A 21,012-nucleotide genomic window follows, 5' to 3' on the forward strand; every position below is an offset into this window, starting at 1 on the left:
AAGCGAGGACTGTGAGGACATGGATGACGGGGGAAGGACCGGACCGCGAAAGGGGGTTCGCCCCTCGTAAACGGAACGCTCTCACGGCCGGTCCCATATTTCCTGCAGGCCAGGCCCGCAAGAGGCGGCGCTTTTGCGCGCCCATTGCGGCAATATATTGTCTAACGCTAAAAAATGGAGACCAGACAAAATAGCGCGATATCGGTTCCCATTATCGCCTCGTGCGTAGATAGTGCCCTCGGGCGCCGCCTGTCGTTATCTCTCATTCGGCAAGACACCTCATATGATGACCGCAAGATCGATCCATCGCTCCTCCATAGAGACAGCACGCCTCCGTCTGCGGCCGACATCGGCCGCAGATACGAAACGCGCATCCGAAATTCAGAGCGATTGGGCTGTGACGCGCATGCTGAGCAACGCCTCATACCCGCCGAACGAAAACGATATCAAAGATTGGTTTTCCAGCCATGAGCGCGAATGGGCCGAAGGCTCCGCCTATCGCTTCGCCATCGAACAAGGGGAAAGAATGATCGGTGTCGTCGATGTCGATGGCATTGTCGGCAGCGCGGGCAGTCTTGGATATTGGCTGGAAAGGCAAGCCTGGGGAAAGGGCTATGCCTTCGAGGCGGCGCAGGCACTGATCGGCTTCATCTTCCACGAAGTCGGTCTCTTCAGCCTCGAATCCGGTCACGCATCCGACAACCCGGCCTCTGGACGGGTGCTGACCAAACTTGGCTTCCGCCAAGTCGGCAGCAGGGAGCTTTTCTCGCGGGCGCGCAGCGAAACCATCGTTCAATGCTGCTATGTGCTCGAGCGACAAATACCGTGAACCCACAGCGCGGTGCTAAGCCGCAGTGTCCTTAGAGCTCGATTTCGTAGACCCGCTCATGCGTCGCGACGAAACCCTTGCCTTCCGGCGTCACCCAGCCACGAAACATTCCCGGCGTATTGTAGGGCGCGACGGCAATACCCTGAGCATCTATAGCCACCAGGCCGGCGCCGATCTGATGCGGCGCCAGATCGTGGTTGATCAACCCCTCGGTCGCGGTCGCGATATCCTGCTTCAGATAGGCCATGCGGGAGGCAATCTCGTGTCCAACCACATAGCGGATGAAGAACTCGCCCTTACCCGTTCCAGACACCGCGCAGACGCCGTCGCGTGCATAGGTGCCCGCACCGATGACCGGGCTGTCGCCCACGCGCCCGTCAGGCTTGTTGTTGTAGCCGCCCGTCGAGGTGGCGGCGGCAAGATGGCCGGCGGCATCGAGCGCCACCGCCCCGACCGTACCATGCTTTTCGTTCTCGGTTCCTTCGGTGCCGTCAGCGGCATGGCGCTTCATCGCCTCCAGCGCCTCGACCCGCTTCAGTGTAGTAAAATAGGATTGCGGCTCGATCTGCAGCCCCTTGGCTTCGGCAAAACGATCGGCAGCCGGGCCGGTCAGATAGACGGCACGGCCATCCTCCATCAATGCGCGGGCAGCCTTGATCGGGTTGCGGATCGCGCGAGAGGCGCTGATGGCGCCCGCCTCCAGCGTCGTCCCATCCATGATCGAGGCATCGAGCTCGTGCACGCCGTTTTCGTTGAGCGCTGCGCCATGGCCAGCGTTGAAATGCGGGCTGTCCTCCATGATCACGACAGCTGCCTCGACGGCATCGACCGCACTGTCACCGGCCTGCAACCGTGTATAGCCTGCACGCAAAGCGGCAGCTAGGTCGCGGAGCGCGCCCTCCCATTCCTCTGGCGTCATGCTGTCTTCGGGCATGACACCGCAGCCACCGTGAATAGCCAGCGCAATCTTCGTCATTTTCCACTCCGATCCGGCGCCGGTGCAACCTTTATGCCCAACACCGCTCTCCTCACCAACGCCCGATCACCCTGATCGGGACGCCATTTCAGTTGAAGGCGATATCGCCGATGACCCTTACTCTTACGCGGCGCGCTCCGCCGGGAAGATAGGCAATCGGAATATCCTCGACTTCGAGCGTCTTCACGCTTTCCTGGCTCGCACCGGAAGCAACGGCTGCATCCTGCGCCTCCGCTTCTGCCTTGGCGATGGCTTCGTCGCGGCTCAACCCCGAAAACACCTGGTCGACTTCGCCCGACACCTGCGCCATCGCGGCGCCGAGCGCATTGGCAACGCCTGCATTTTCGACACGCAGAACTTCGGAAGCTCCCGCGATCTTTTCCGGGATCAGGAAGGCGCCGCCGCCGACGGCGATCAGCGGTACGTCCTCTGCCGACGTCTTCATCTGGTCGAAGCTGTCCGTCACCATATCGCGGATTCGTTCAAGGCTTGCCTTAACGAAGGCCGGATCGAGATCGCGAACGCGATCCCTGTCTCCCATCTCGATCAGACCGGCGGCGACGGCGACGTCCGAGGTGGTCAGGGTGTTCCCGCCAAAGACGCGTGCCTCCGTCAGGATGCGATAGCCGACCGAACGCGGGCCGATCTTGCCAGTTTCCGGATCGATGATCGTTCCGCCGCCAAGGGCGATCGGCAGAAGATCGGGCATGCGGAATAGGGTGCGCACGCCGCCGATGTGGACGATATTGTTGGCCTCGCGCGGAAAGCCGCCGACGAGGCAGCCGATATCCGAAGTGGTACCGCCGACATCGACCACCATGGCGTCGCTCAAGCCGGTCAGGAAGGCGGCACCCCGCATCGAATTCGTCGGACCGGAGGCAAAGCTGTGAACCGGATTGGCGGCCGCGACATCTGCCAGCGCCACCGTACCGTCGTTCTGCGTCAGGTAAAAGGGTGCGGCAACACCTGCTTCGCGCAGCGCGTCCGAAAACGCCTGCACCGTGGTCCTGCCGAGCGACTGCAGCGCCGCATTGAGAAGTGCAACATTCTCGCGCTCGAGCAGACCGATCCGACCGAGAGTATGAGACAGCGTGATCCTCGCATCCGGGATCACCGACCGAACGATCTCAGCCGCCTTGACCTCGCATTCGGTGGTCAGCGGCGAGAAGGTCGCGGATATCGCGATCGACGTGATGCCGGCATCGCGGATCTGCATCGCGGCTTCGCGGATCTCGTCGGGGATCATCGGCACGAGCGGGCTGCCGTCATATTCATGACCGCCATGAACCATGAAGATGAGCGGATCGACTGCCGCGCGCAGGTCGTTTGGCCAATCGCACATCGGCGGCAGGGAAGCGCCGGTCGGGAGTGCAATGCGGATCGCAGCCACCCTTTCCAGTCGCGCCCGTTCGACAACCGCGTTGGTAAAGTGCGTGGTGCCGATCATGACGGCATCGATCGGCCGGCTGGACGCGCCGGCATGGCCGGCGACATGGCTCAAGGCCGACTTCACGCCTGACATGACGTCCTGCGTGGTGGGAACCTTGATGGAAGCGATGATCGTCTCACCGTCGATCAGAACGGCATCCGTATTAGTGCCGCCAACGTCAATACCGATGCGTTTCATGCGAATACCGATCTGAATTCAATGTCGTAACCGAAGGCACGAGGACCGACCGCAGCGATCCCGGCAGGCGAGGTCAGGAGTTCGGGTGCCGGAAGAGCCACCACGGTCACGCGCTGGCCGTAACGCACGGATTCCGTGCCGATGGCACTGCCGGAAATCGTGTCGAGCAGGCAAAGGAGATCCGGCGTCATTGCCACCGGCTCGCCATCGCGGAAAGCGACCGCCCATTCATTCTGGAAAGCGAGCTCCATTCGGGAGCCCTTGTCGGTGTCAATGCCCTCGATCACGGTTCGCCCACGAAGGAAGCCGCCTGTGGTTTCGCGCGCCACGTCGATCACCTTGCCGCGAAACAATTGCTTGCCGCCCTCATGATCGAGAACTGCCTTTACCGGATCGTCATGACGGGCACGCGCCTCGATGACGGCGCGGCCAAGCTCTGTAGCCTTCGTTATGGTGTAATGAATGCCCCATTCCTTCACCTCGCGGCCGGTGCGCGGCGCCTTGCAGGTGGCGGCAGTCGAGCCAACCTCCGTGCAGACCTTGCGCGAAATTCGCTCCATCCATTTCCAGGATGCGGCCTTCGTGACGATAACCTCATTCTCGCGTACGTCGACGAGGGAAAGCGGATACATTGGCAGATTGCCAATGGCGAAGGAGGTCATCTGCGCCTCGGGATAGGCGCGTCCCATCGCATCGGCATTGACGACCGGCCGGCCCAGCATCGCGGCGGCGAGAAAAGAGGAGAGCGCATTCGAACCACCGATCTCCACGCTCATGATCGCGCGAAAGGGCTTGCCGAGATAATCCTCCATGACCTCGACGGCGCGCGCCAGATGCACGGGATCGCTGAGACGCTCCTGCCCGACCAGCGGCGCGCCCATCTTCGAGACGACCGCAACCATATCGTCGTCATCGAGCGCCATCGGATCCATCACCTGCACGCGACGCCCCTCGGCATAGAGTCTTCGAAGGTTAAGAGTCGAGATATAGGGATTGCCACCGCCGCCGGTTCCCAGAATCCAGGCTCCCGTTGCGAGCGGCTCGATATTGTCTTCGGAAAATTCCTGAAGCATGTTTCACCTTCGGCAGTAGCTCCCCCGACCCCGAATGGGGCCGGGTCTATGTCATGTGCAGGCGAAGGTCAGTTCGCCTTGCAGTCCCAATGAAAGTTCGAGAAGTTCAGATCCCAGCTCTGCATGGGAATGAACTCATAGCCCTGAAGGCACTTGTTCGCCGCATAGCGCCGGTTTGGCGACACCGCCCATACGTCGGGTTGCAGCTCGGCGAGCTTGACCTGCAGCTCCTTGTAGGTCGCGTTCTGCTCCTTGATATCGGTGGTCGACCTCGCCTTGTCGATCAGCGCATCGACCTCGGGATTCTGCAGCCATTCCATCGACATCCACGTGCCGGAAGCCTTGGAATGATACTGATTATAAAAAATCGCATCCGGCGACGGGTAGTTGGGCGAGATGTTGACCTGTGTCGAGGCCGGCGTGGTCTCGGGTTTGGAGGAGAGCTCGACGATGCGGTTCCAAGGCTCGGGCTTGATGTCGAGCGTGATGCCGATCTGTTCGAGATTGGCCTGCATCAGCAGCGCCACTTCGGATTCGAAAGCGAGCGAGGCGACATAGCTGTTAACCAGCGTGATCTTCTGACCGGCATATTTGGATTTGGCGAGCTCTTCCTTCGCCTTTTCGAGGTCGAAGACGCCGGGCTGGATATCGTCGTTGTGCGCATCCTTGAACACGGTCGAGAGCGGGCCGGTCATGTCGAAGCCCGGATAGATCGCTTCCTGAATGGTCTTGTAGTCGGTGGCATAGGCGATTGCCCGGCGCACATGCACGTCGTCGGTCGGATAGACCTTGCTGTTCAGCTTGATGACGAAGCCGCCGGCCGTCGTCGACTGGAGCAGCTTGTAGCCCGGCATCTTGCCGATGGTTTCATAGGTGTCGTTGCCGAGACCATGCGAAGAAAGTCCGAGCTCACCCTTTTCGGCAAGCGCCTTGACGGTGGCGTCGTCGCTCGTCTGGACGAAGCGCACCTCGTCGATCGGCGTTCCCTTGGTCCAGCCTAGGAAGTAATCGGGATTGCGCGCGATCACCATATCGGCGGAACGATTGTAGCTAACAAGCTTGTAGGGACCCGAGCCGGCCGAATGCTCGCCCACATAGGCTTCGCCCCATTTGTCGTCCGGCTTGGAATTGGCTTCGATCAGCTTCTCGTTCAGCGCCATCATCAGCGGCGTCACGGCCATGAACGGCGAGAACTGGCGATCGAGCCTGACGACGACGGTCTTGTCATCGGACGCGGTGACATTGTCGGGCTGCACGAGGCCGACGACGAGGTTCGATGGCCCCTTATTGATGCCGATCAGGCGCCGGATAGACCAGACGAAGTCGGAGGCCTTGACCGGCGTGCCATCCTGGAACTTGGCGTCATCGCGAATATGGAAGGTGTAGGTCAGCCCATCCTGGGAGATATCCCAGGATTTTGCCAGATGGGGCACGATCTCGCCCGAAGGGCTGACGGTCGTCAGCGCGTCATACATGTTCACGATCGCCATATAGCCTGTGTAGTCTGTGACCTTGGCCGGATCGAGCGAGCTGAAAATCTGCATCGTGTTGACGGCAATCGACACCTTGTCGGCCGCCGATGCAGCAACCGAAGTTAGCGGCAACGCCAAGGCGCTCGCAAGCAGAAGCGTGGAAAGACGCAGATTTCTGGAACCCATCTTCATTCTAGTTCTCCTCTTTGATGCGGGAACTGCCCCGCTTATGGTTAGGCTGCCTTCCGGCCCGGAGCCGGCAGCGGCGAATAGGTGATGTCCGGATAGCCGAAGGCGGCAGGACCGACGACCTCAAGCGCGCGAACGCTGCGCAGCAGCTCGTGGCAGGGAATGGCGACGACGGCGACGCGCTGGCCGTAGCGCAGCATTTCGGTTGTGATCGGATAGCCGGTATCGACATCGAGCAGCACGATCAGATCCGGCACGCAAACCTCGATCACGTCATCGCGGCGGAAGACCAGAAATTCGTTCTGGATCGCCACGTTCGCTGTCTGGCCGTTGCAATCATCGAAGCCGGCGAGCTCCATGTCGCCGACGACGAAGCCGCCGCGCAGATGGCGTTTGAGATCAGTGATCTTGCCGTTGAACACCCGCCGTCCGCCTTCCAGCGCGCAGACGGCAGCAATGGGATCTTCCTGCGCCTTGCGGGCACGGATCACGGCTTCGCCCAGCGCGATCGCCTTGGTGAAGCTTTTTGGAATACCATACTGATGGACATAGTGAGCCTGCATCGGCGCCGTCGCCAGCATGGCGCCGCCGCCCTGCGCGACCACGCAAGCGCGCGCCATGCGCTCATGCCAGACTTCCGATACGGCATGGCTGAAAATCACCGCATTGCCATGCAGGTCGCACATGACGGAAGGCGTCGAGCTGTGACCATAGATCGAAAAGGTCGTCATCTGCATTTCGGGGAATGCCCGACCCATGCCGTCGCAATCGAGGATGGGAAGACCGCCGAGAGCCGCCGTCACAAGCGGGTTCATCGAATTCGCGCCGCCGATCTCCTCGCAGACGATCGCATCGATCGGCGTGCGGATGAGTTCTTCCATGGCACGCAGGCAGCGCAGCCCTTCGCGTCCCTCACGGATGCGTTCGACGCCGACGACCGGTGCGCCGATACCGCCGATCGACATGCAGAGCGCGTCCGTTTCGATGGCGTCGGTCGCCAGAACCTTCATCTCGTAACCGGCCTTCATCGCCTCCAGAGCCAGAAGCTTGCCCTGGTAGGGATTACCGCCGCCGCCGGTGCCTAGGATGCCCGCTCCGATTTCCAAAGCATCGAGATCCTCTGATGTCAGCCGGCGCAGAGCGGCATCATCATATTTCTGCTTGCGCGTCTCAGGCATTATGGCCTCCCATTTCACCGACGACTTTGACGTGAATGCGCGTGGCGTTGCCTGGCAGATAGGCAAGAGGCGTATCCTCGCGCTCGATAACTTCCAGGGTTTCCGCGAGAGCGCCGGCTGCGATCGCCTTTTCGCGCGCCTCCGCTTCGGCTTCCGCAAGCGCGCTCTCGCGCGTGCGGCCATTGACGAGCGAGAAGACGCGATCCGTTTCGCCGCTGATCTGGGCGATGGCGGCGCCGACCGCGTTTGCGACGGCAAAATTCTCAGGCATGATCACTTCGAGATCGCCGATACGGTCGGGCATGAGAATTGAACCGCCACCAACAGCGATGACCGGCACCGGCGTCGAGGAAATTCGACTGCGTTCGACGCAGGCTTCGAGCATGGCGTTGATCTTTGCCACGGCCGCATCGATCAGACCCTTGTCGAGATTGGCAACCAAGGCGCAGTCACCGACGTCGGCCTTGCCGGAGGCAACCGCGATATCGGTTGCGGTCAGTATCGATCCGCCGAAGCAGAGCGCCTCCTTGCGCACCCGATAGCCGACCGACTTCGGTCCGATTGTAATGCCCGCTTCACCCCTGACGACGAGCGAACCGCCGCCGAGACCGATCGAAAAGACATCGGGCATGCGGAAATTGGTGCGAACCTCGCCGATATCGACGGTCGTGGAAGCCTGGCGTGGAAAACCGTGCGAGAGAGCCCCGACATCCGAAGTCGTGCCGCCGACATCGACGACGACGGCGTCCTTGAGCCCGGTCAGAAACGCGGCGCCGCGCATGGAATTGGTCGGGCCAGAGGCAAAGGTCAGCACCGGAAAGGCACGCACGACATCGGCGGCCATCAGTGTACCGTCGTTCTGGGTGATGTAGAACGGGCATGGTATACCAGCCGCCGCTAGCGCCTTGCCGAAGGCTGCAACGGTGCGATCCGCCAGCGACAGCAGGCTCGCATTCATGATCGCCGCACTTTCCCGCGCCAGCAGGCCGTGACGGCCGATGTCCTTCGACATCACCACAGGCAGGCCGGGGCAATGCTGCTGCAGGATTTCCTTGGCCCGCACCTCCATGGCATCGTTGATGCCGCTGAAGACGCAGGTCACGGCGGCAGCCTTTAAACCCTTTGCACGGATTTCACCTGCGATGCGCACGATGGCGTCTTCATCGAGCGGCGAAAGCTCGCGCCCATCGAACTCGTAGCCGCCTTTGACCTGATAGCCGTGATTGCCGACGATCTCGCGCAGATCGTCGGGCCAATCGACCATCGGCGGCAGACCGGCGCCGGACGGCAGGCTCAAGCGGATGGCTGCGACCTCATCCATGTGGCGGCGCTCGATGACCGCATTGGTGAAATGCGTCGTGCCGATCATGACGGCGGCAATACGGGCCCGATCGATGCCCGAGGCATCGATAACCTTCTCCAGCGCCTCGATCACGCCCGAAGTCACATCTTCGGTCGTCGAGGCCTTGACCCCAGCAAGAACGGTCTTTCCCTCCAGGACGACGGCATCCGTATTGGTGCCGCCGACGTCAATTCCAACGCGATACACGTCAGGCTCCTCTTCGATCAATCTGTGGTTTTGACGAGGAAGCGCATGCGCTCCTCCTCGGTCACGACGGGCTTCAGGCGTTCCTCTTCGTCGGTAACGACGGGGATCGCCGCGATCAGCGCGCGCGTGTATGGATGATTGGGGGCGGCGAAGACCTCTGGCGTCGGCCCTTCCTCGACGATCTCGCCGCGCAGCATGATGGCGATGCGCGAGCAGAAATTGCGCATCAGCGAAAGGTCATGCGAGATCATCAGATAGGTGAGACCCAGTTCCTCGCGCAGCTGCAGCAATAGCTCGATCACGGTTTTCTGCACCGACACGTCGAGCGCCGCAGTCGGTTCGTCGAGGATCAGGATCTTCGGCTCGGCCGCGAGCGCGCGCGCAATCGCCACACGCTGCTTCTGACCGCCGGAAAGCTCGTGCGGATACTTTGCCAGATAGGATTGCGGCAGCCGCACGAGATCCATCAGTTGCTTCATCCGTGCCTCGCGGGCCGGCCCATCCATACCTATGGATCTTAGGGGCAAGGCAAGAGTCTCCTGGACATTGCGCTTCGGATTGAGCGATGTGCCGGGGTTCTGGTAGACGATCTGCGTCAGCCGCCTGCCACGCCCTGGTGCCGGCGCATCGATGGTGACGCTGCCTGAGGTCGGACGTGACAGGCCCATGATGATGCGTGCAACCGAGGTCTTGCCCGAACCGGACTCGCCGGCCAATCCGAAGATTTCGCCCTGATGCAACGTCAGGTTCACGTCGCGAACCGCATGGAAGCCTGGCTTCCGGCCATAGATCTTGTTCAGGCCCTCGACCCTGACGATGGGCGCGCCGTCGCTCTGCGACAGATCGGTCACGCGCTCGCCGTAAAGCGGCGGCACGGCGTCGAGGAGCGCCTTCGTGTAGGGTTGATGCGGGGCAGTGAGTATCTCACGGCAAGGTCCCGCCTCGACGATATCGCCGTGATGCATGACCACCACCCGGTCGGCAACTTTGCGCACGACACCGAGATTGTGGGTGATCATCAGAAGAGCCATGTTCTCCTCGATCACCAACTGATTGATCAGATTGAGAATCTCATCCTGGGTCGTCACGTCGAGCGCAGTGCCCGGCTCATCGGCGATCAGAAGCTTCGGCTGGTGCAACAGCGCAAGCCCGATCAGAACGCGCTGACGCATGCCGCCCGAAAGCTCGGACGGATAGGCGTTCATCACTCTCTCAGCGTCAGCAAGCTGCACCCTCCGCAAGACCGCGGCAATTCGCGTCCGCCGCTCGGCCTTCGACGAGCGAATGCCATCACGCTTGTCCGCAAAACGCATGATATCATCGAGATGCGTGCCGATCTTGAAGACCGGGTTGAAGGACGAGAGCGGGTCCTGCATGATCAGGGAAAAGGCGGTGCCTTTCAGCGCCTCGCGTTCCCTTCGCTGCATTTTCAGAACGTCACGTCCTGCGACGGAAATGACGCCGGAGTTGATGGCGGCATTCTTCGGCAAGGTGCCGATGATTGCCTTTGCTGTCACGGACTTGCCCGACCCCGTCTCGCCAATCAGTGCGACGCGCTCCCCAGCAGCGACGGTGAGGGAAATGTCACGGAGCACCTGCCGGGTGCGGCCGTAGGTCGTGAACGAGACGTTCAGAGCCTCGATCTTGAGAAGCGGCTCGCTCATCGCTTAGCTCTCCACATCAAACATGTCACGCAAGCCGTCGCCCAGGAGATTGAAGCCGAGCGTCACGTAGAAGACCGCAGCACCAGGGCATACGACCTCCCACCAGTAATCGGGCATGAACTGGCGACCGTCGGCGACCATGGAGCCAAGATCCGGAATGGGTGGCTTCACACCGAAGCCGAGGAAGCTGAGCGTGGCACCGAACAGGATGACGAAGGCCGCATCCAGCGTTGTCTTGACGGAGATGACCGCCACGCAATTCGGCAGGATTTCGCGAAACAGGATGTGCATCGGCCCGGCGCCGGCAAGGCGGGCGGCCTCGATATAGTCTTCCGACGCGATAGACTTGGAAACGGAGTAGATCAGCCGCGCATGCCAGGTCCACCAAAGCAGCGTGATGGCGATCATCGCGTTCGTCAGGTTCGGCTCGAGCAGGTTCGACACGGCAAGCGCCATGACCAGCGGCGGCATTGCCAGCATCACATTTGTCAGGCCGGTTATGATTTTTTCGACCCAACCGCCGAAGTAGCCGGCGATAAGGCCGAGCACGGTACCGATCGGCACCGAAATGCCAAGCACGCCGATGACCAGAAGCAGTGAAACGCGCATGCCGAAGACCGTGCGGGAAAAGATATCCCGACCGACTTTGTCGGTTCCGAACCAATGAGCGGCATCCGGCGACACGTGCCGAGCGCGGAAATCGACCACGGCGCCGACATGTTTCGGATAGGGAGTAAGCCACGGTGCGAACACAGCCAGCACGAAGACCGAAATCAGGATCAGCGTGCCGATTACCGCGGCCGGATTGCGGCTGAAGCGATACCACATCATGTAACCGGTGCTCAGCGCGCGATCGGATGCATCCAGCATCTTCATATCGGCCATCAGCGTGCCTCCTTGCGGCGTTGGCGCGGGTCGATCATCGAGATCAAGACATCCACCACCAGGTTCGCAACGATGAAAAACAGGCCGGCGACCAGCACCACGGCGGTCACGGCATTGAGGTCCTTTTGCAGGATGGCGTTCAGCCCGTAGGAGGCGAAACCGCCCCATGCGAACACCATCTCGATGACGAAGGCATTGCCGATCAGCGACGCGAATTCGAGGCCCATGATCGTCAACGGCGCGATCGACGACAGCTTGAGAAGGTAGCGGAAAATGATGACCCGCTCCGGCACACCGAAACTCTGCAGGGTCAGAACGTGATCCTTGCGCTGGTTCTCCAGCATGGAGGAACGAGTGATGCGGGTAATCTGGCCGATGCCGGCCATGGCAAGCGCGAAAGCCGGCAGCACAAGATGCTGAAGCGCATCGACAAACACATCCAGACGTCCCGCCAGCAGGCCGTCGATCAACAGAAATCCGGTCGGTCCGGGCTGAAAGCTCAGAGAATGATCAAGCCGGCCGATGATCGGCCAATTCGGCAGACAGCGTGCGGCAAGCAATTGCAGGCTTATCGCAAACAGGAAACTCGGAATGGTCACACCGGTCAAGGACAGGATGCGGCCGATATGATCCAGCGCACGATCCCTAAAATGTGCGGTGACGACACCGAGCGGAATGGCCACCACGAACATGAAGACCACGGAGACGAGAACCAGTTCCACGGTGGCGGGCACCGTCTGTTCCAGATCGGTCGTGACGGGACGTTGCGAGACCAGCGACATGCCCAGATCGCCTTGCAGCGCCTTGCCGACATAGTCGACGTATTGAACCAGAAGCGGCTTGTCCAACCCCATCTGCACACGCAATGCATCGACCTGCCCCTGCGTTGCCGCCGGGCCGAGAGCCATGCGCGCGGGGTCTCCCGGCACGACGCGCGCCAGCGCGAAAATCATGATGGAAAGCGCGATCATGACCAGAACGAAGGTGCCAAGCCGCGTCAGGATCGCGACTAACGGATGTTGCTGCATCGACGGGAGTTTCCTTGTTCGTCAGCTAACTGACAAACAACAATCCTCATCTGCGGACGATGAACAACTGGCTGTGGGTATAGTTTTTTAGCCTTATGGTATAGGTTATTTTTCAGTACTCGCTTACGAACCCCCGCATGCACAGACTGATTGCCCGACCCCATCTTTGCCATCGCATCGCGACGGAACACGCCGGCGTCATCTTCCTGCGTGCCCCCGCGGGCGCCGGAAAGAGCACAGTCCTGTCCATGACTGCAAAGGCGATGGGCAAGGAGGTTTGCAACCTGCAGCAACCGCGCATGAGCGACGTGAGGGATGGATGGCTCTTATGGGATATACCGGTTTCCGCTCGATCGGCTCGTCTTTCCGCTCAGCTCATAGAGACCGTCGAGGTTCTGGTCATCGCCTGCCGTCCCGATCAGCGCATCAGCGGGCTGGCGCGGCTCATCCTGCATCGAGGTGCGGTGACGCTCGACGCCGCCGATCTGACATTTTCCGTTGAGGAATTGGGGGAACTGCCAGGCGAAGAAGCCAACAGGTTGATCAGGGATTATGCCGGCTGGCCGGTTTTCCTGCCGCTGACACGCCAAAAGGATCCTCGCCTATCCATCGACTATCTGCGCGAGAATTTTCTCGGCCACCTTTCGCCGGGACAGACCGCGCTGCTTTCCATCTGGCTCGAAACGCAATCTCCTGTCACCGTCGAGGAGTGGACGGGCCTTTTGCCACCACGCCTGATCGAGGCACCGGACGAACATCAGGAACTGCTGACACTCTTGACGGGCGCCGTCAGCGAACGCCTGGCAACCTTCGAAACCACCGTCGCCGTGATCGAGGTAGCCTCCGCTTACGAGCAGGCGGGACGTGCGCTTGCCGCCATGTCGCTGCTCCTCGACCATGGGCACGAGGCCCATGCGGCGCAGATTCTGGAGCGTGCCCGGGGTCTGGAGCTGATCTATCGAAACAGCCTCGGGACCTTTCGCGATATCATCATGCGCTTTTCCCACGAGATGATCGCGACCAATGAAGTCGTGCTTTTTGCCATGGCTCGCACGCTCCTGAAGCTCGGAGAATTGCAACGCGTGCGCCACCTCGTCGGCAAACATCTGGGTTCGGATTATCTCGATCCGCTGAAGGTCCTGCTGCGCGGATCGCGCTTTTCCTTCGCGGCGCGAACGTTCCGGCTCAACCTCATGATTTCCGAGGACCTGATGCCGACGGACGCAATGATTACCCGCCTCGGCGAGTTCATGGCGGATTATCCGATGGGCGATTACGGCAAGTGGGCCGCCTACTACAACGCGCTGCTGGAATTCGAGATTCGCCGCAGGAATTTCCGAGAAGCGGAAGCCGCCGCAGCCCGCGCCTTGATCTATCTCGGCCATATGGGCGGCCAGCCGCTGCTGGAATTCTTCATCCATCTGCATCAGACAGTGCTTCGACTGATGAGCGGCGATGCCCTTTTCGCGCGTCGTGCCGCCCAGGAAGCACGGCAGAAACTGGAACAGGTGCCGCACGCAGCAGAGGCTGAATTCCGTATGCTGCGGCTCGCCGAAGCCTGTATCTCCTACGAAGCCGGCCAGCCGCGCGATCTTCTCCAATTCGTTCAAAACGAATTCGATGATTTTGCCGCCGCAGAAATCTGGCCGAGCCTGATGCAGTTCGCTCTTCACTATGCATCGCAGGTGCTGGCCGACCATTTTCCGATGGTGATCAGGCCCGGCTTTCTCGACGGGCTCTGGATTCATCTGTCGGAGGGCCTGCAGTTTCACGCCATGATGGAGATCCGCACCGCCGTCGCCTACCAGAATGCCAATCGCTGGAGCGACGCGGCGGCAACGCTGTCCGCCGTCCGAATGCGTATCGGCCGTAACTGGGTGGAAAGCGCCAACGAGGAGCTGACGCGCCTGACCCGCCGGGACGAAATTTCCTACGCCATGGCATGGCTGCGCGACAGCGTGCGCCTCTCGACGCCGCGGCCCTATTTGTCGCGCCAGATCGACGCGCTGATCGCAAACCCGAAAGTCACCAACCGCGAGAAAGTCGCCCTGCAGCTATGGCAAAGCTATACCGCTTACCAGCGTCGCGACAATGCTGCGACGCGCGCGCATCTTCTATCCGCGCTTGAAGGCGCAACGCGCCTTGGCTGCAACGGCGTGCTCTCCGAGGAGCGGATCTTTCTCTCGCCGCTTCTCAAGAACCAGCGCATTCGCAGCTTCATCGAAACCTCATCCGAGGTCCGCACCGCACTTTCGCTCTTTGCAAGCTCCGTGAACTCGCCACAGGCGAAAGCCCTCCAGGGCGGTCTCTCGCAGCGTGAGGTCCAGATGATTCAGCTGATCGCGAGCGGCATGTCGAACAAGCGCATTGCTCATACCCTTAATGTCTCCGAGGTGACGGTGAAGTTTCACCTCGGAAATCTGTTCCGCAAGCTGGGCTGTCATCGCCGCGCCGAAGCAATCCGGGCGGCAACCGCACTCGGCTGGCTGTGAGCATCGAGCGGATGGGTTGAACGTTACGACGGGCGCCTTTCGACCGATGTCTCCTCGGGCGGCTGCTTGGGCGGAACGTTGCCGTTCTGCTCGGCGCGATCGCGATGCAGCGCGGCGCGGGCGAGGAGCATGAAGGTGATCGGCGTCGTCACCGTGATGAAAATACCGATCAGCAATTCATGAATGACGAGCGTCCGTGTCGCGGTCGAAAAGAAGATCATCGACGCGATCATGATTGCCCCGATGCCGCCGCTCGTTCCCAATGTCGGCGCATGAATGCGCTCGTAGAATGTTCCAAGCCTTAGAAAACCGATGGCGCCGATGAGCGTCAGGAAAGCGCCGATCATGAGAAGCGCACCGACGGGGATAGCGGCCCACAGAGGTATGTTTTCAAACGGCGTGCTCATTCGATCACCTCTCCGCGCATCAGGAATTTCGCCAATGCAACGGTTGCAACGAAGCCAAGCATGCCGATGACGAGCGCCGCCTCGAAATAGACGACGCGACCTGTGCCTATGCCGAAGGTCAACAACAACAGCATCGCATTCACATAAAGCGTGTCGAGCGCGATGATGCGATCCTGCGCGCGAGGGCCGCGAAACATGCGGATTGAAGCGATCGCCATGGCCGCTACGATCATCAGCTGCGCGACCGCCACGGATATCTGGATGATCATGGCGCTCATGCGAATATCTCCATCAGCAAGCTCTCGTAGCGATTGGCGACCGTATCGCGCCATTGTGCCTCGTTTTCGAGATCGAGGACATGAAGCAGCACGGTGTTGTCGTTGGAATCATATTCCAGCCACGCGGACCCCGGCGTGCTGGTCAGGATAACCGCGAGCAGCGCCAGCGGGATCTGATCCCGCACCCTGAGCTCAAGGACAACGAAGCCCGGCGTCGTCTTGCGCGAGCGTCCCCTCAGGATGATCCAGGCCACCTGAGCATTTGATTTCAAGACGTCGAAAACGACTCGGAAGAAGAGCTTGGGCAGCAAATACCATTTCCACAGCCTCGGTTTTTCGGGCCGCAGCGATGCCATGCCCCAGGAGGCGAAAACCGCGACGATGATGCCGAGGATAAGCTGACCAAGCGTGAAGCCGTTCAGCAGCAGCCACATCAGGATCAGGCTCAACGCCAGGAGCGGATAAGGCAGCATCACAGGCCTCCCGCTTTTGCGGGCGCAACGACCGCATTGCGAACCGCATCGACATAGATATTGGGGTCGCTGAGCGTGCGAATGGTCGCGTCCATATATTGCATGACGGGGCCTGCCCAAATGGTCAATGCGAGCGTCAAGGCGAGCAGGCCCATGACCGGGACTATCTCGATGACGAGCACACGGGGAACCGTGCCCTCCAGCGAGCTCCAGAATGTGCGTATGCCGGCCCGTGTCATGGCAATCAGCGCGGCTATGCCGGAGAGAATGACGAGCAGGATCAACGTCCAGACGGCTGTACTTGGCGGAATGCCGATCGCGCCGGTTCCCATCATGGCCGAGAGCATGGCGAATTTCGCGACGAAGCCGGAAAGCGGCGGCAGGCCGGCAAGTAGGATGCCGCAGGCGGCAAAGCAGATGCCGAGCATCGCCATGGTGCCGGGCATGGTCACCCCCTCTTCTTCCTCCGGCTCGCCGTCCTCGGCATCGCCATAGGCTTCCATCGTGACGGCCAGAACGCTGGCGCCGGCATCCTGCCCGCGCTCCACGAGCTCGATCAGCATGAAGAAGGCACTGATCGTCAGGGTCGAACTGACGAGATACATCAGCGCGCCGGACGAGATGGAGCCGTCATTGATGCCGATCACCATCAGCAATGTGCCCGATGAGACGAGCACTGAAAAGCCAGCCAGACGGCCGAGCGCCTGCGAGGCGAGCACGCCGACAATGCCGAAAATCAGCGTCGCCATGCCGCCATAGAGGAGCACCGTCGCGCCGAAGCCGGCGGACGGGCCGGTGCTGAACAGGAGCATCGTCAGTCGCAGGATGACATAGATGCCTAGCTTGCTGAGGATCGCGAATATGCCGGCGACTGGCGCCGAAGCCGCGCTATAGGCCGTCGGCAGCCAGAAGCAAAGCGGCCACATACCGGCCTTGATCAGGAACGCAATGCCGAGTACGCCGGCGCCTGCCTGCATCAGCATGCGGCGATCGGCGGACATTTCCGGGATGCGCACGGCGAGATCCGCCATGTTCAGCGTTCCCGCCGTGCCGTAGATCAGGCTGACGCCGATGAGAAAAAGCAGCGCGGCAGCGAGATTGACGGCAATGTAATGCATGCCAGCCTTGACGCGGAGCGGACCGGAGCCGTGCAGAAGCAAGCCATAGGACGCCGCCAGCATGATCTCGAAGAAGACGAAGAGATTGAAGAGATCGCCGGTCAGGAAGGCGCCATTGACACCCATCAACAGCAGCTGGAACATGGTGTGGAAATGCGCGCCAACCGCATGCCAGCGCGCCAGCGAGAATATCAGCGCGGCGGCGGCAACGATGGATGTCAGCAGCAGCATGAGGGCCGAAAGTCCATCGAGCACGAGCACGATACCGAAGGGCGCGCTCCAGTTTCCGAGGAGATAGGCACGCTCCAGCCCCGGTGATCCATCCTCCGCGCGGAAGAGCGCAAGTGCAATGCCTGCCAGCAGGAGCGTAGCCGCCAGACTAATGAATGCCTTCAGCGTGCGCGAACGCTCGTCGATGAACACGAGCAGCGCGCCCGCAATCAGCGGAACGAGGATCGGCGCGATGATGAGATGATGCAACCAGCCCGTCATTTCCGATCGCTCCTTCCATCGACATGGTCCGTGCCGGTCAAGCCGCGCGAGGCAAGCAGCACGACAAGAAACAGCGCCGTGGTCGCAAAACCGATGACGATCGCCGTCAGCACCAAGGCTTGCGGAACGGGGTCCGCCAGCGCATGCGTCGCAGTGCCGTCATCCAGCAGCGGCGGCACATTCGTCTTCACGCCGCCGACGCCGAAGATGAAGAGATTGACCGCATAGGAGAGCAGCGACAGCCCTATGATGACCTGATAGGTGCGTGGACGTAGTATCAACCAGACACCACAGGCCGTCATGACGCCGATCGCAATGGACAAGATGAGTTCCATCAATCCCCCTTCGCCTTGTCGGCATCGAGCGCGCGCAGACGGTTGATGCGGAGCGACTGGTGCGCCAGTGCAACGAGGATCAGGACCGTGGAACCGACGACCAGCAGGAAGACACCGAGATCGAAGAGCAATGCGCTTGCCGCCGGCACTTTGCCGATCAATGGCACGTCCAGATACTGGAAATGCGATGTCAGGAACGGATAGCCGAAGAACCAGGCGCCGATGCCGGTCGCCGTAGCGATCAGAAGCCCGGCGCTCATCCATCGCAGCGGCAGGATGCGGATGCGATCCTCCGCCCAGCGTGTACCGCCGGCCAGATATTGCAGCAGGAAGGCAATCGAAAGCGTCAAGCCAGCCGAGAAGCCGCCGCCGGGAGCATCATGCCCGCGCATGAAAATATAGACCGACAGGGCGATGACGAAGGGGAACATCCACTGCATGATGACGGAGGGCACCAGCAGATAATCCCGCACGGTATCACCGGCCGAACGCTCCGGCCGTTCCTCGTCGAAACGGTTCTGGATCTGCTGCTGCTCCGGCATCTCCATGCTGTCGGGCGCGGGGCGGAAGCGACGCAGCAGCGCATAGACCGTCAGAGCGACGACGCCGAGAACAGCGATTTCGCCCAGCGTATCGAAGCCACGGAAATCTACCAGGATGACGTTGACGACGTTACGCCCGCCACCCTTCGAATAGGCATTTTCGAGGAAGTAATTCGCGATGGCGTCAGGCACCGGCATGGTCATGACGGCATAGGAGACGAACATCATGCCGACACCACAGATGACGGCGAGCGCCAGATCGCGGAAGCGGCGGAAACGGGCGCGCAAATCGACCGTATCGTCGATCCCTTCCGTCCGCTTCGGCAGCCAGCGCAAACCCAACAGGATGAGAACCGTCGTGACGATCTCAACGAGAAGTTGGGTAATCGCAAGGTCCGGTGCCGACAGCCATATGAACGTCATGCAGACGATCAACCCGACACCGCCCAGCATCACCAAAGCGGCAAGCCGATGATATTTGGCAAAGAAGGCGGTGCCGATCGCCAGACAAATACCGATCGCCCAGACCGCGGCGAAGACCGGATCAGCACCCAGAAAGGAAAAATGCTTCGCTTCGAAACCGGACAGGTAAAGCGGCAGCAGGCCGGCGGCAAACCCTGTCACGACGACCCAGCGAAGCTGCGGCTGGAGCTTGCGCGTGCCGATCCGCTTTTCGGCCGTTCTCGCCCAATGCCAGGAGACTTCGACCAGCACCCGCTCGAAAATTCGCTGCCCTTTCAGGCGGCGGAAGATGGGTGGACCGTCGTCACATCGCGACAGATAATCCTTGAAGGCGAAATAGAACACCGTGCCGCCAACCAATGCGACAATGCTCATGATAACGGGCAGATTGAAGCCGTGCCAGAGCGAGAGGCTGTATTGCGGCGTATCGGCGTTAAGAACGCTGACAACGGCCGCATGCAGGAAGGGTGCCACCGAAAGCGCCGGAACGATGCCGACGACCAAGCATACCACGACCAGAAGCTCGATCGGGAAGCGCATCCAGCGCGGCGGCTCGTGCGGCTTGGCGATCGGCAGATCGGTCGGCGCGGGACCAAAGAAAACGGTTTGAATGAAGCGCAACGAATAGGCAACGCTGAAGGCGCTCGCCAGCGTCGCCACATAGGGAAGCATTCGATCGAGGATGGAATCCGCATGGGTTTCGATCGCTTCGGCGAAGAACATTTCCTTCGACAGGAAGCCATTGAGCAGCGGAACACCAGCCATGGCAGCACTCGCGACGATCGCAAGCGCGCCGGTGAACGGCATATAGCGGAACAGACCGCTAAGACGGCGCATGTCGCGCGTGCCGGTCTCGTGATCGATGATGCCGGCCGCCATGAACAGCGACGCCTTGAAGGTCGCATGGTTCAGCATGTGGAAGATGGCGGCAACCGTCGCAAGCGGGCTGCCGAGGCTGAGCAAGGTGGTGATGAGACCGAGATGACTGATCGTCGAATAGGCCAGCAGCCCTTTGAGATCCTGCTGGAACATTGCGAAGTAGGCGCCGAGCAGCAGCGTGATGATACCGGCGGCTCCGACGATGTAGAACCACTCATTGGTACCGGCGAGAACCGGCCAGAAGCGTGCAAGCAGGAAAACGCCGGCCTTCACCAGCGTCGCCGAATGGAGATAGGCGGAGACGGGCGTCGGCGCCGCCATTGCGTTCGGAAGCCAGAAATGGAAGGGAAACTGCGCGCTCTTCGTCAGCGCGCCGAGCAGGATCAGTATCAGCGCAGGCAGATAGAGCGGATGGTTACGGATGATATCGCCCGATGCCAGGATCTTGTCCAGATCGTAGCTGCCGACGATATGGCCGAGCAGGATCAGCCCGATCAGCAGGCAGAACCCACCGATCCCCGTGATCGTCAGCGCCATGCGGGCGCCGTCGCGGGCGGCGGCGGTATTGTGCCAATAGCTGATCAGCAGGAAGGAGAAGATGCTGGTCAGCTCCCAGAAGATCGAGAGCAGAATGACATTGCCCGAAAGCACGATGCCAAGCATCGCCCCCATGAAGGCGAGCAGGAAAGAGAAGAAGCGAGGAACCGGGTCTTCTTCCGACATGTAGTAGCGGGCATAGACGATGACGAGAAAGCCGATGGCGGTGATGACAAGCGAAAACAGCCAGGCAAAACCATCCAGCCTGAGGCTGAAATCAAGCCCGAGCTGCGGTAGCCATTCTATGCTATAGTGGACGATGCCGCCGTCCTTGACGGCAGGATAGAAGCTTGCGGAAATCAACAGCGCCAGAAATGTGACAGTCCCGGCGATCCAGGCCGGGCCACGCCGCGACTGTGTGCGCAAGAGGCATACGGAAAGAAGACTTCCGATAAACGGCAGAGCCAAAAGTGCTAGAATAAAAACAGGCTCGCCAGTTATCCCAAAACGTCATTCCTTCGCTTGGC

Annotated in this window: 17 protein-coding genes; 2 read left to right on the plus strand and 15 right to left on the minus strand. The window is 60.8% G+C overall.

Annotated elements, in window-relative coordinates; translation table 11 throughout:
- Positions 1–283 precede the first annotated feature (283 nt).
- Positions 284–829, plus strand: a complete 546-nt coding sequence (locus JJQ51_RS13530; protein ID WP_113329328.1) for a GNAT family N-acetyltransferase — start codon at positions 284–286, stop codon at positions 827–829.
- 31 nt (positions 830–860) lie between these two features.
- Here JJQ51_RS13530 and JJQ51_RS13535 read toward each other — a convergent pair whose 3' ends face one another.
- From JJQ51_RS13535 to JJQ51_RS13575, 9 genes are all read right to left on the minus strand, one after another.
- Complete coding sequence (locus JJQ51_RS13535) at positions 861–1,805, minus strand: isoaspartyl peptidase/L-asparaginase family protein (protein WP_113350865.1); 945 nt, start codon at positions 1,803–1,805, stop codon at positions 861–863.
- 88 nt (positions 1,806–1,893) lie between these two features.
- The gene (locus JJQ51_RS13540; protein WP_113350864.1) at positions 1,894–3,432 is read right to left on the minus strand and encodes a hydantoinase/oxoprolinase N-terminal domain-containing protein; all 1,539 of its coding nucleotides are present in this window, start codon (positions 3,430–3,432) and stop codon (positions 1,894–1,896) included.
- Positions 3,429–4,505, minus strand: coding sequence for a DUF917 domain-containing protein (locus tag JJQ51_RS13545; RefSeq protein WP_113329331.1), 1,077 nt, complete (start codon positions 4,503–4,505; stop codon positions 3,429–3,431). Before JJQ51_RS13545 ends, JJQ51_RS13540 begins: the two co-directional genes overlap by 4 nt.
- A gap of 68 nt (positions 4,506–4,573) precedes the next feature.
- Positions 4,574–6,169, minus strand: a complete 1,596-nt coding sequence (locus tag JJQ51_RS13550) for an ABC transporter substrate-binding protein (RefSeq protein WP_145634731.1) — start codon at positions 6,167–6,169, stop codon at positions 4,574–4,576.
- A 41-nt stretch (positions 6,170–6,210) separates the two neighbouring features.
- A complete protein-coding gene (locus JJQ51_RS13555) occupies positions 6,211–7,344 on the minus strand; it encodes a DUF917 domain-containing protein (protein WP_145634733.1) in 1,134 nt (377 codons plus the stop codon).
- Positions 7,337–8,893, minus strand: coding sequence for a hydantoinase/oxoprolinase N-terminal domain-containing protein (locus tag JJQ51_RS13560; RefSeq protein ID WP_145634735.1), 1,557 nt, complete (start codon positions 8,891–8,893; stop codon positions 7,337–7,339). The genes JJQ51_RS13555 and JJQ51_RS13560 overlap by 8 nt, the downstream gene beginning before the upstream one ends.
- Before the next feature lie 17 nt (positions 8,894–8,910).
- Entirely contained in the window at positions 8,911–10,557 is a 1,647-nt protein-coding gene (nikE, locus tag JJQ51_RS13565) for a nickel ABC transporter ATP-binding protein NikE (RefSeq protein ID WP_145634738.1), read from the minus strand.
- Positions 10,558–10,560: 3 nt separating this feature from the next.
- The gene (locus JJQ51_RS13570) at positions 10,561–11,442 is read right to left on the minus strand and encodes an ABC transporter permease (RefSeq protein ID WP_113389492.1); all 882 of its coding nucleotides are present in this window, start codon (positions 11,440–11,442) and stop codon (positions 10,561–10,563) included.
- Positions 11,442–12,470 (minus strand): ABC transporter permease, encoded by a 1,029-nt coding sequence (locus JJQ51_RS13575; RefSeq protein ID WP_113389491.1) that lies wholly within the window; start codon positions 12,468–12,470, stop codon positions 11,442–11,444. Before JJQ51_RS13575 ends, JJQ51_RS13570 begins: the two co-directional genes overlap by 1 nt.
- A 137-nt stretch (positions 12,471–12,607) precedes the next feature.
- Between JJQ51_RS13575 and JJQ51_RS13580 the strand changes: the two genes are divergently transcribed.
- Entirely contained in the window at positions 12,608–14,962 is a 2,355-nt protein-coding gene (locus JJQ51_RS13580; protein WP_113350859.1) for a helix-turn-helix transcriptional regulator, read from the plus strand.
- A 23-nt stretch (positions 14,963–14,985) separates the two neighbouring features.
- Here the strand turns inward: JJQ51_RS13580 and mnhG are convergent, their stop codons facing one another.
- From mnhG to JJQ51_RS13610, 6 genes are read right to left on the minus strand one after another with little or no spacing between them, the layout of a single operon-like run.
- A complete protein-coding gene (gene mnhG / locus JJQ51_RS13585) occupies positions 14,986–15,369 on the minus strand; it encodes a monovalent cation/H(+) antiporter subunit G (RefSeq protein ID WP_113350858.1) in 384 nt (127 codons plus the stop codon).
- Positions 15,366–15,647, minus strand: a complete 282-nt coding sequence (locus JJQ51_RS13590) for a K+/H+ antiporter subunit F (RefSeq protein ID WP_113350857.1) — start codon at positions 15,645–15,647, stop codon at positions 15,366–15,368. Before JJQ51_RS13590 ends, mnhG begins: the two co-directional genes overlap by 4 nt.
- Positions 15,644–16,120, minus strand: a complete 477-nt coding sequence (locus tag JJQ51_RS13595; protein ID WP_113350856.1) for a Na+/H+ antiporter subunit E — start codon at positions 16,118–16,120, stop codon at positions 15,644–15,646. Before JJQ51_RS13595 ends, JJQ51_RS13590 begins: the two co-directional genes overlap by 4 nt.
- Positions 16,120–17,730 (minus strand): monovalent cation/H+ antiporter subunit D, encoded by a 1,611-nt coding sequence (locus JJQ51_RS13600; protein ID WP_113350855.1) that lies wholly within the window; start codon positions 17,728–17,730, stop codon positions 16,120–16,122. The genes JJQ51_RS13595 and JJQ51_RS13600 overlap by 1 nt, the downstream gene beginning before the upstream one ends.
- Complete coding sequence (locus tag JJQ51_RS13605; protein ID WP_113350854.1) at positions 17,727–18,065, minus strand: Na+/H+ antiporter subunit C; 339 nt, start codon at positions 18,063–18,065, stop codon at positions 17,727–17,729. Before JJQ51_RS13605 ends, JJQ51_RS13600 begins: the two co-directional genes overlap by 4 nt.
- Positions 18,065–20,986: a monovalent cation/H+ antiporter subunit A gene (locus tag JJQ51_RS13610; RefSeq protein WP_331275827.1), complete on the minus strand. Its 2,922-nt coding sequence runs from the start codon at positions 20,984–20,986 to the stop codon at positions 18,065–18,067. Before JJQ51_RS13610 ends, JJQ51_RS13605 begins: the two co-directional genes overlap by 1 nt.
- Positions 20,987–21,012: the final 26 nt, after the last annotated feature.

The sequence above is a fragment of the Rhizobium sp. AG207R genome (assembly GCF_027109195.1).
In the GTDB taxonomy this organism is placed as follows: Bacteria; Pseudomonadota; Alphaproteobacteria; order Rhizobiales; family Rhizobiaceae; genus Rhizobium; species Rhizobium dioscoreae.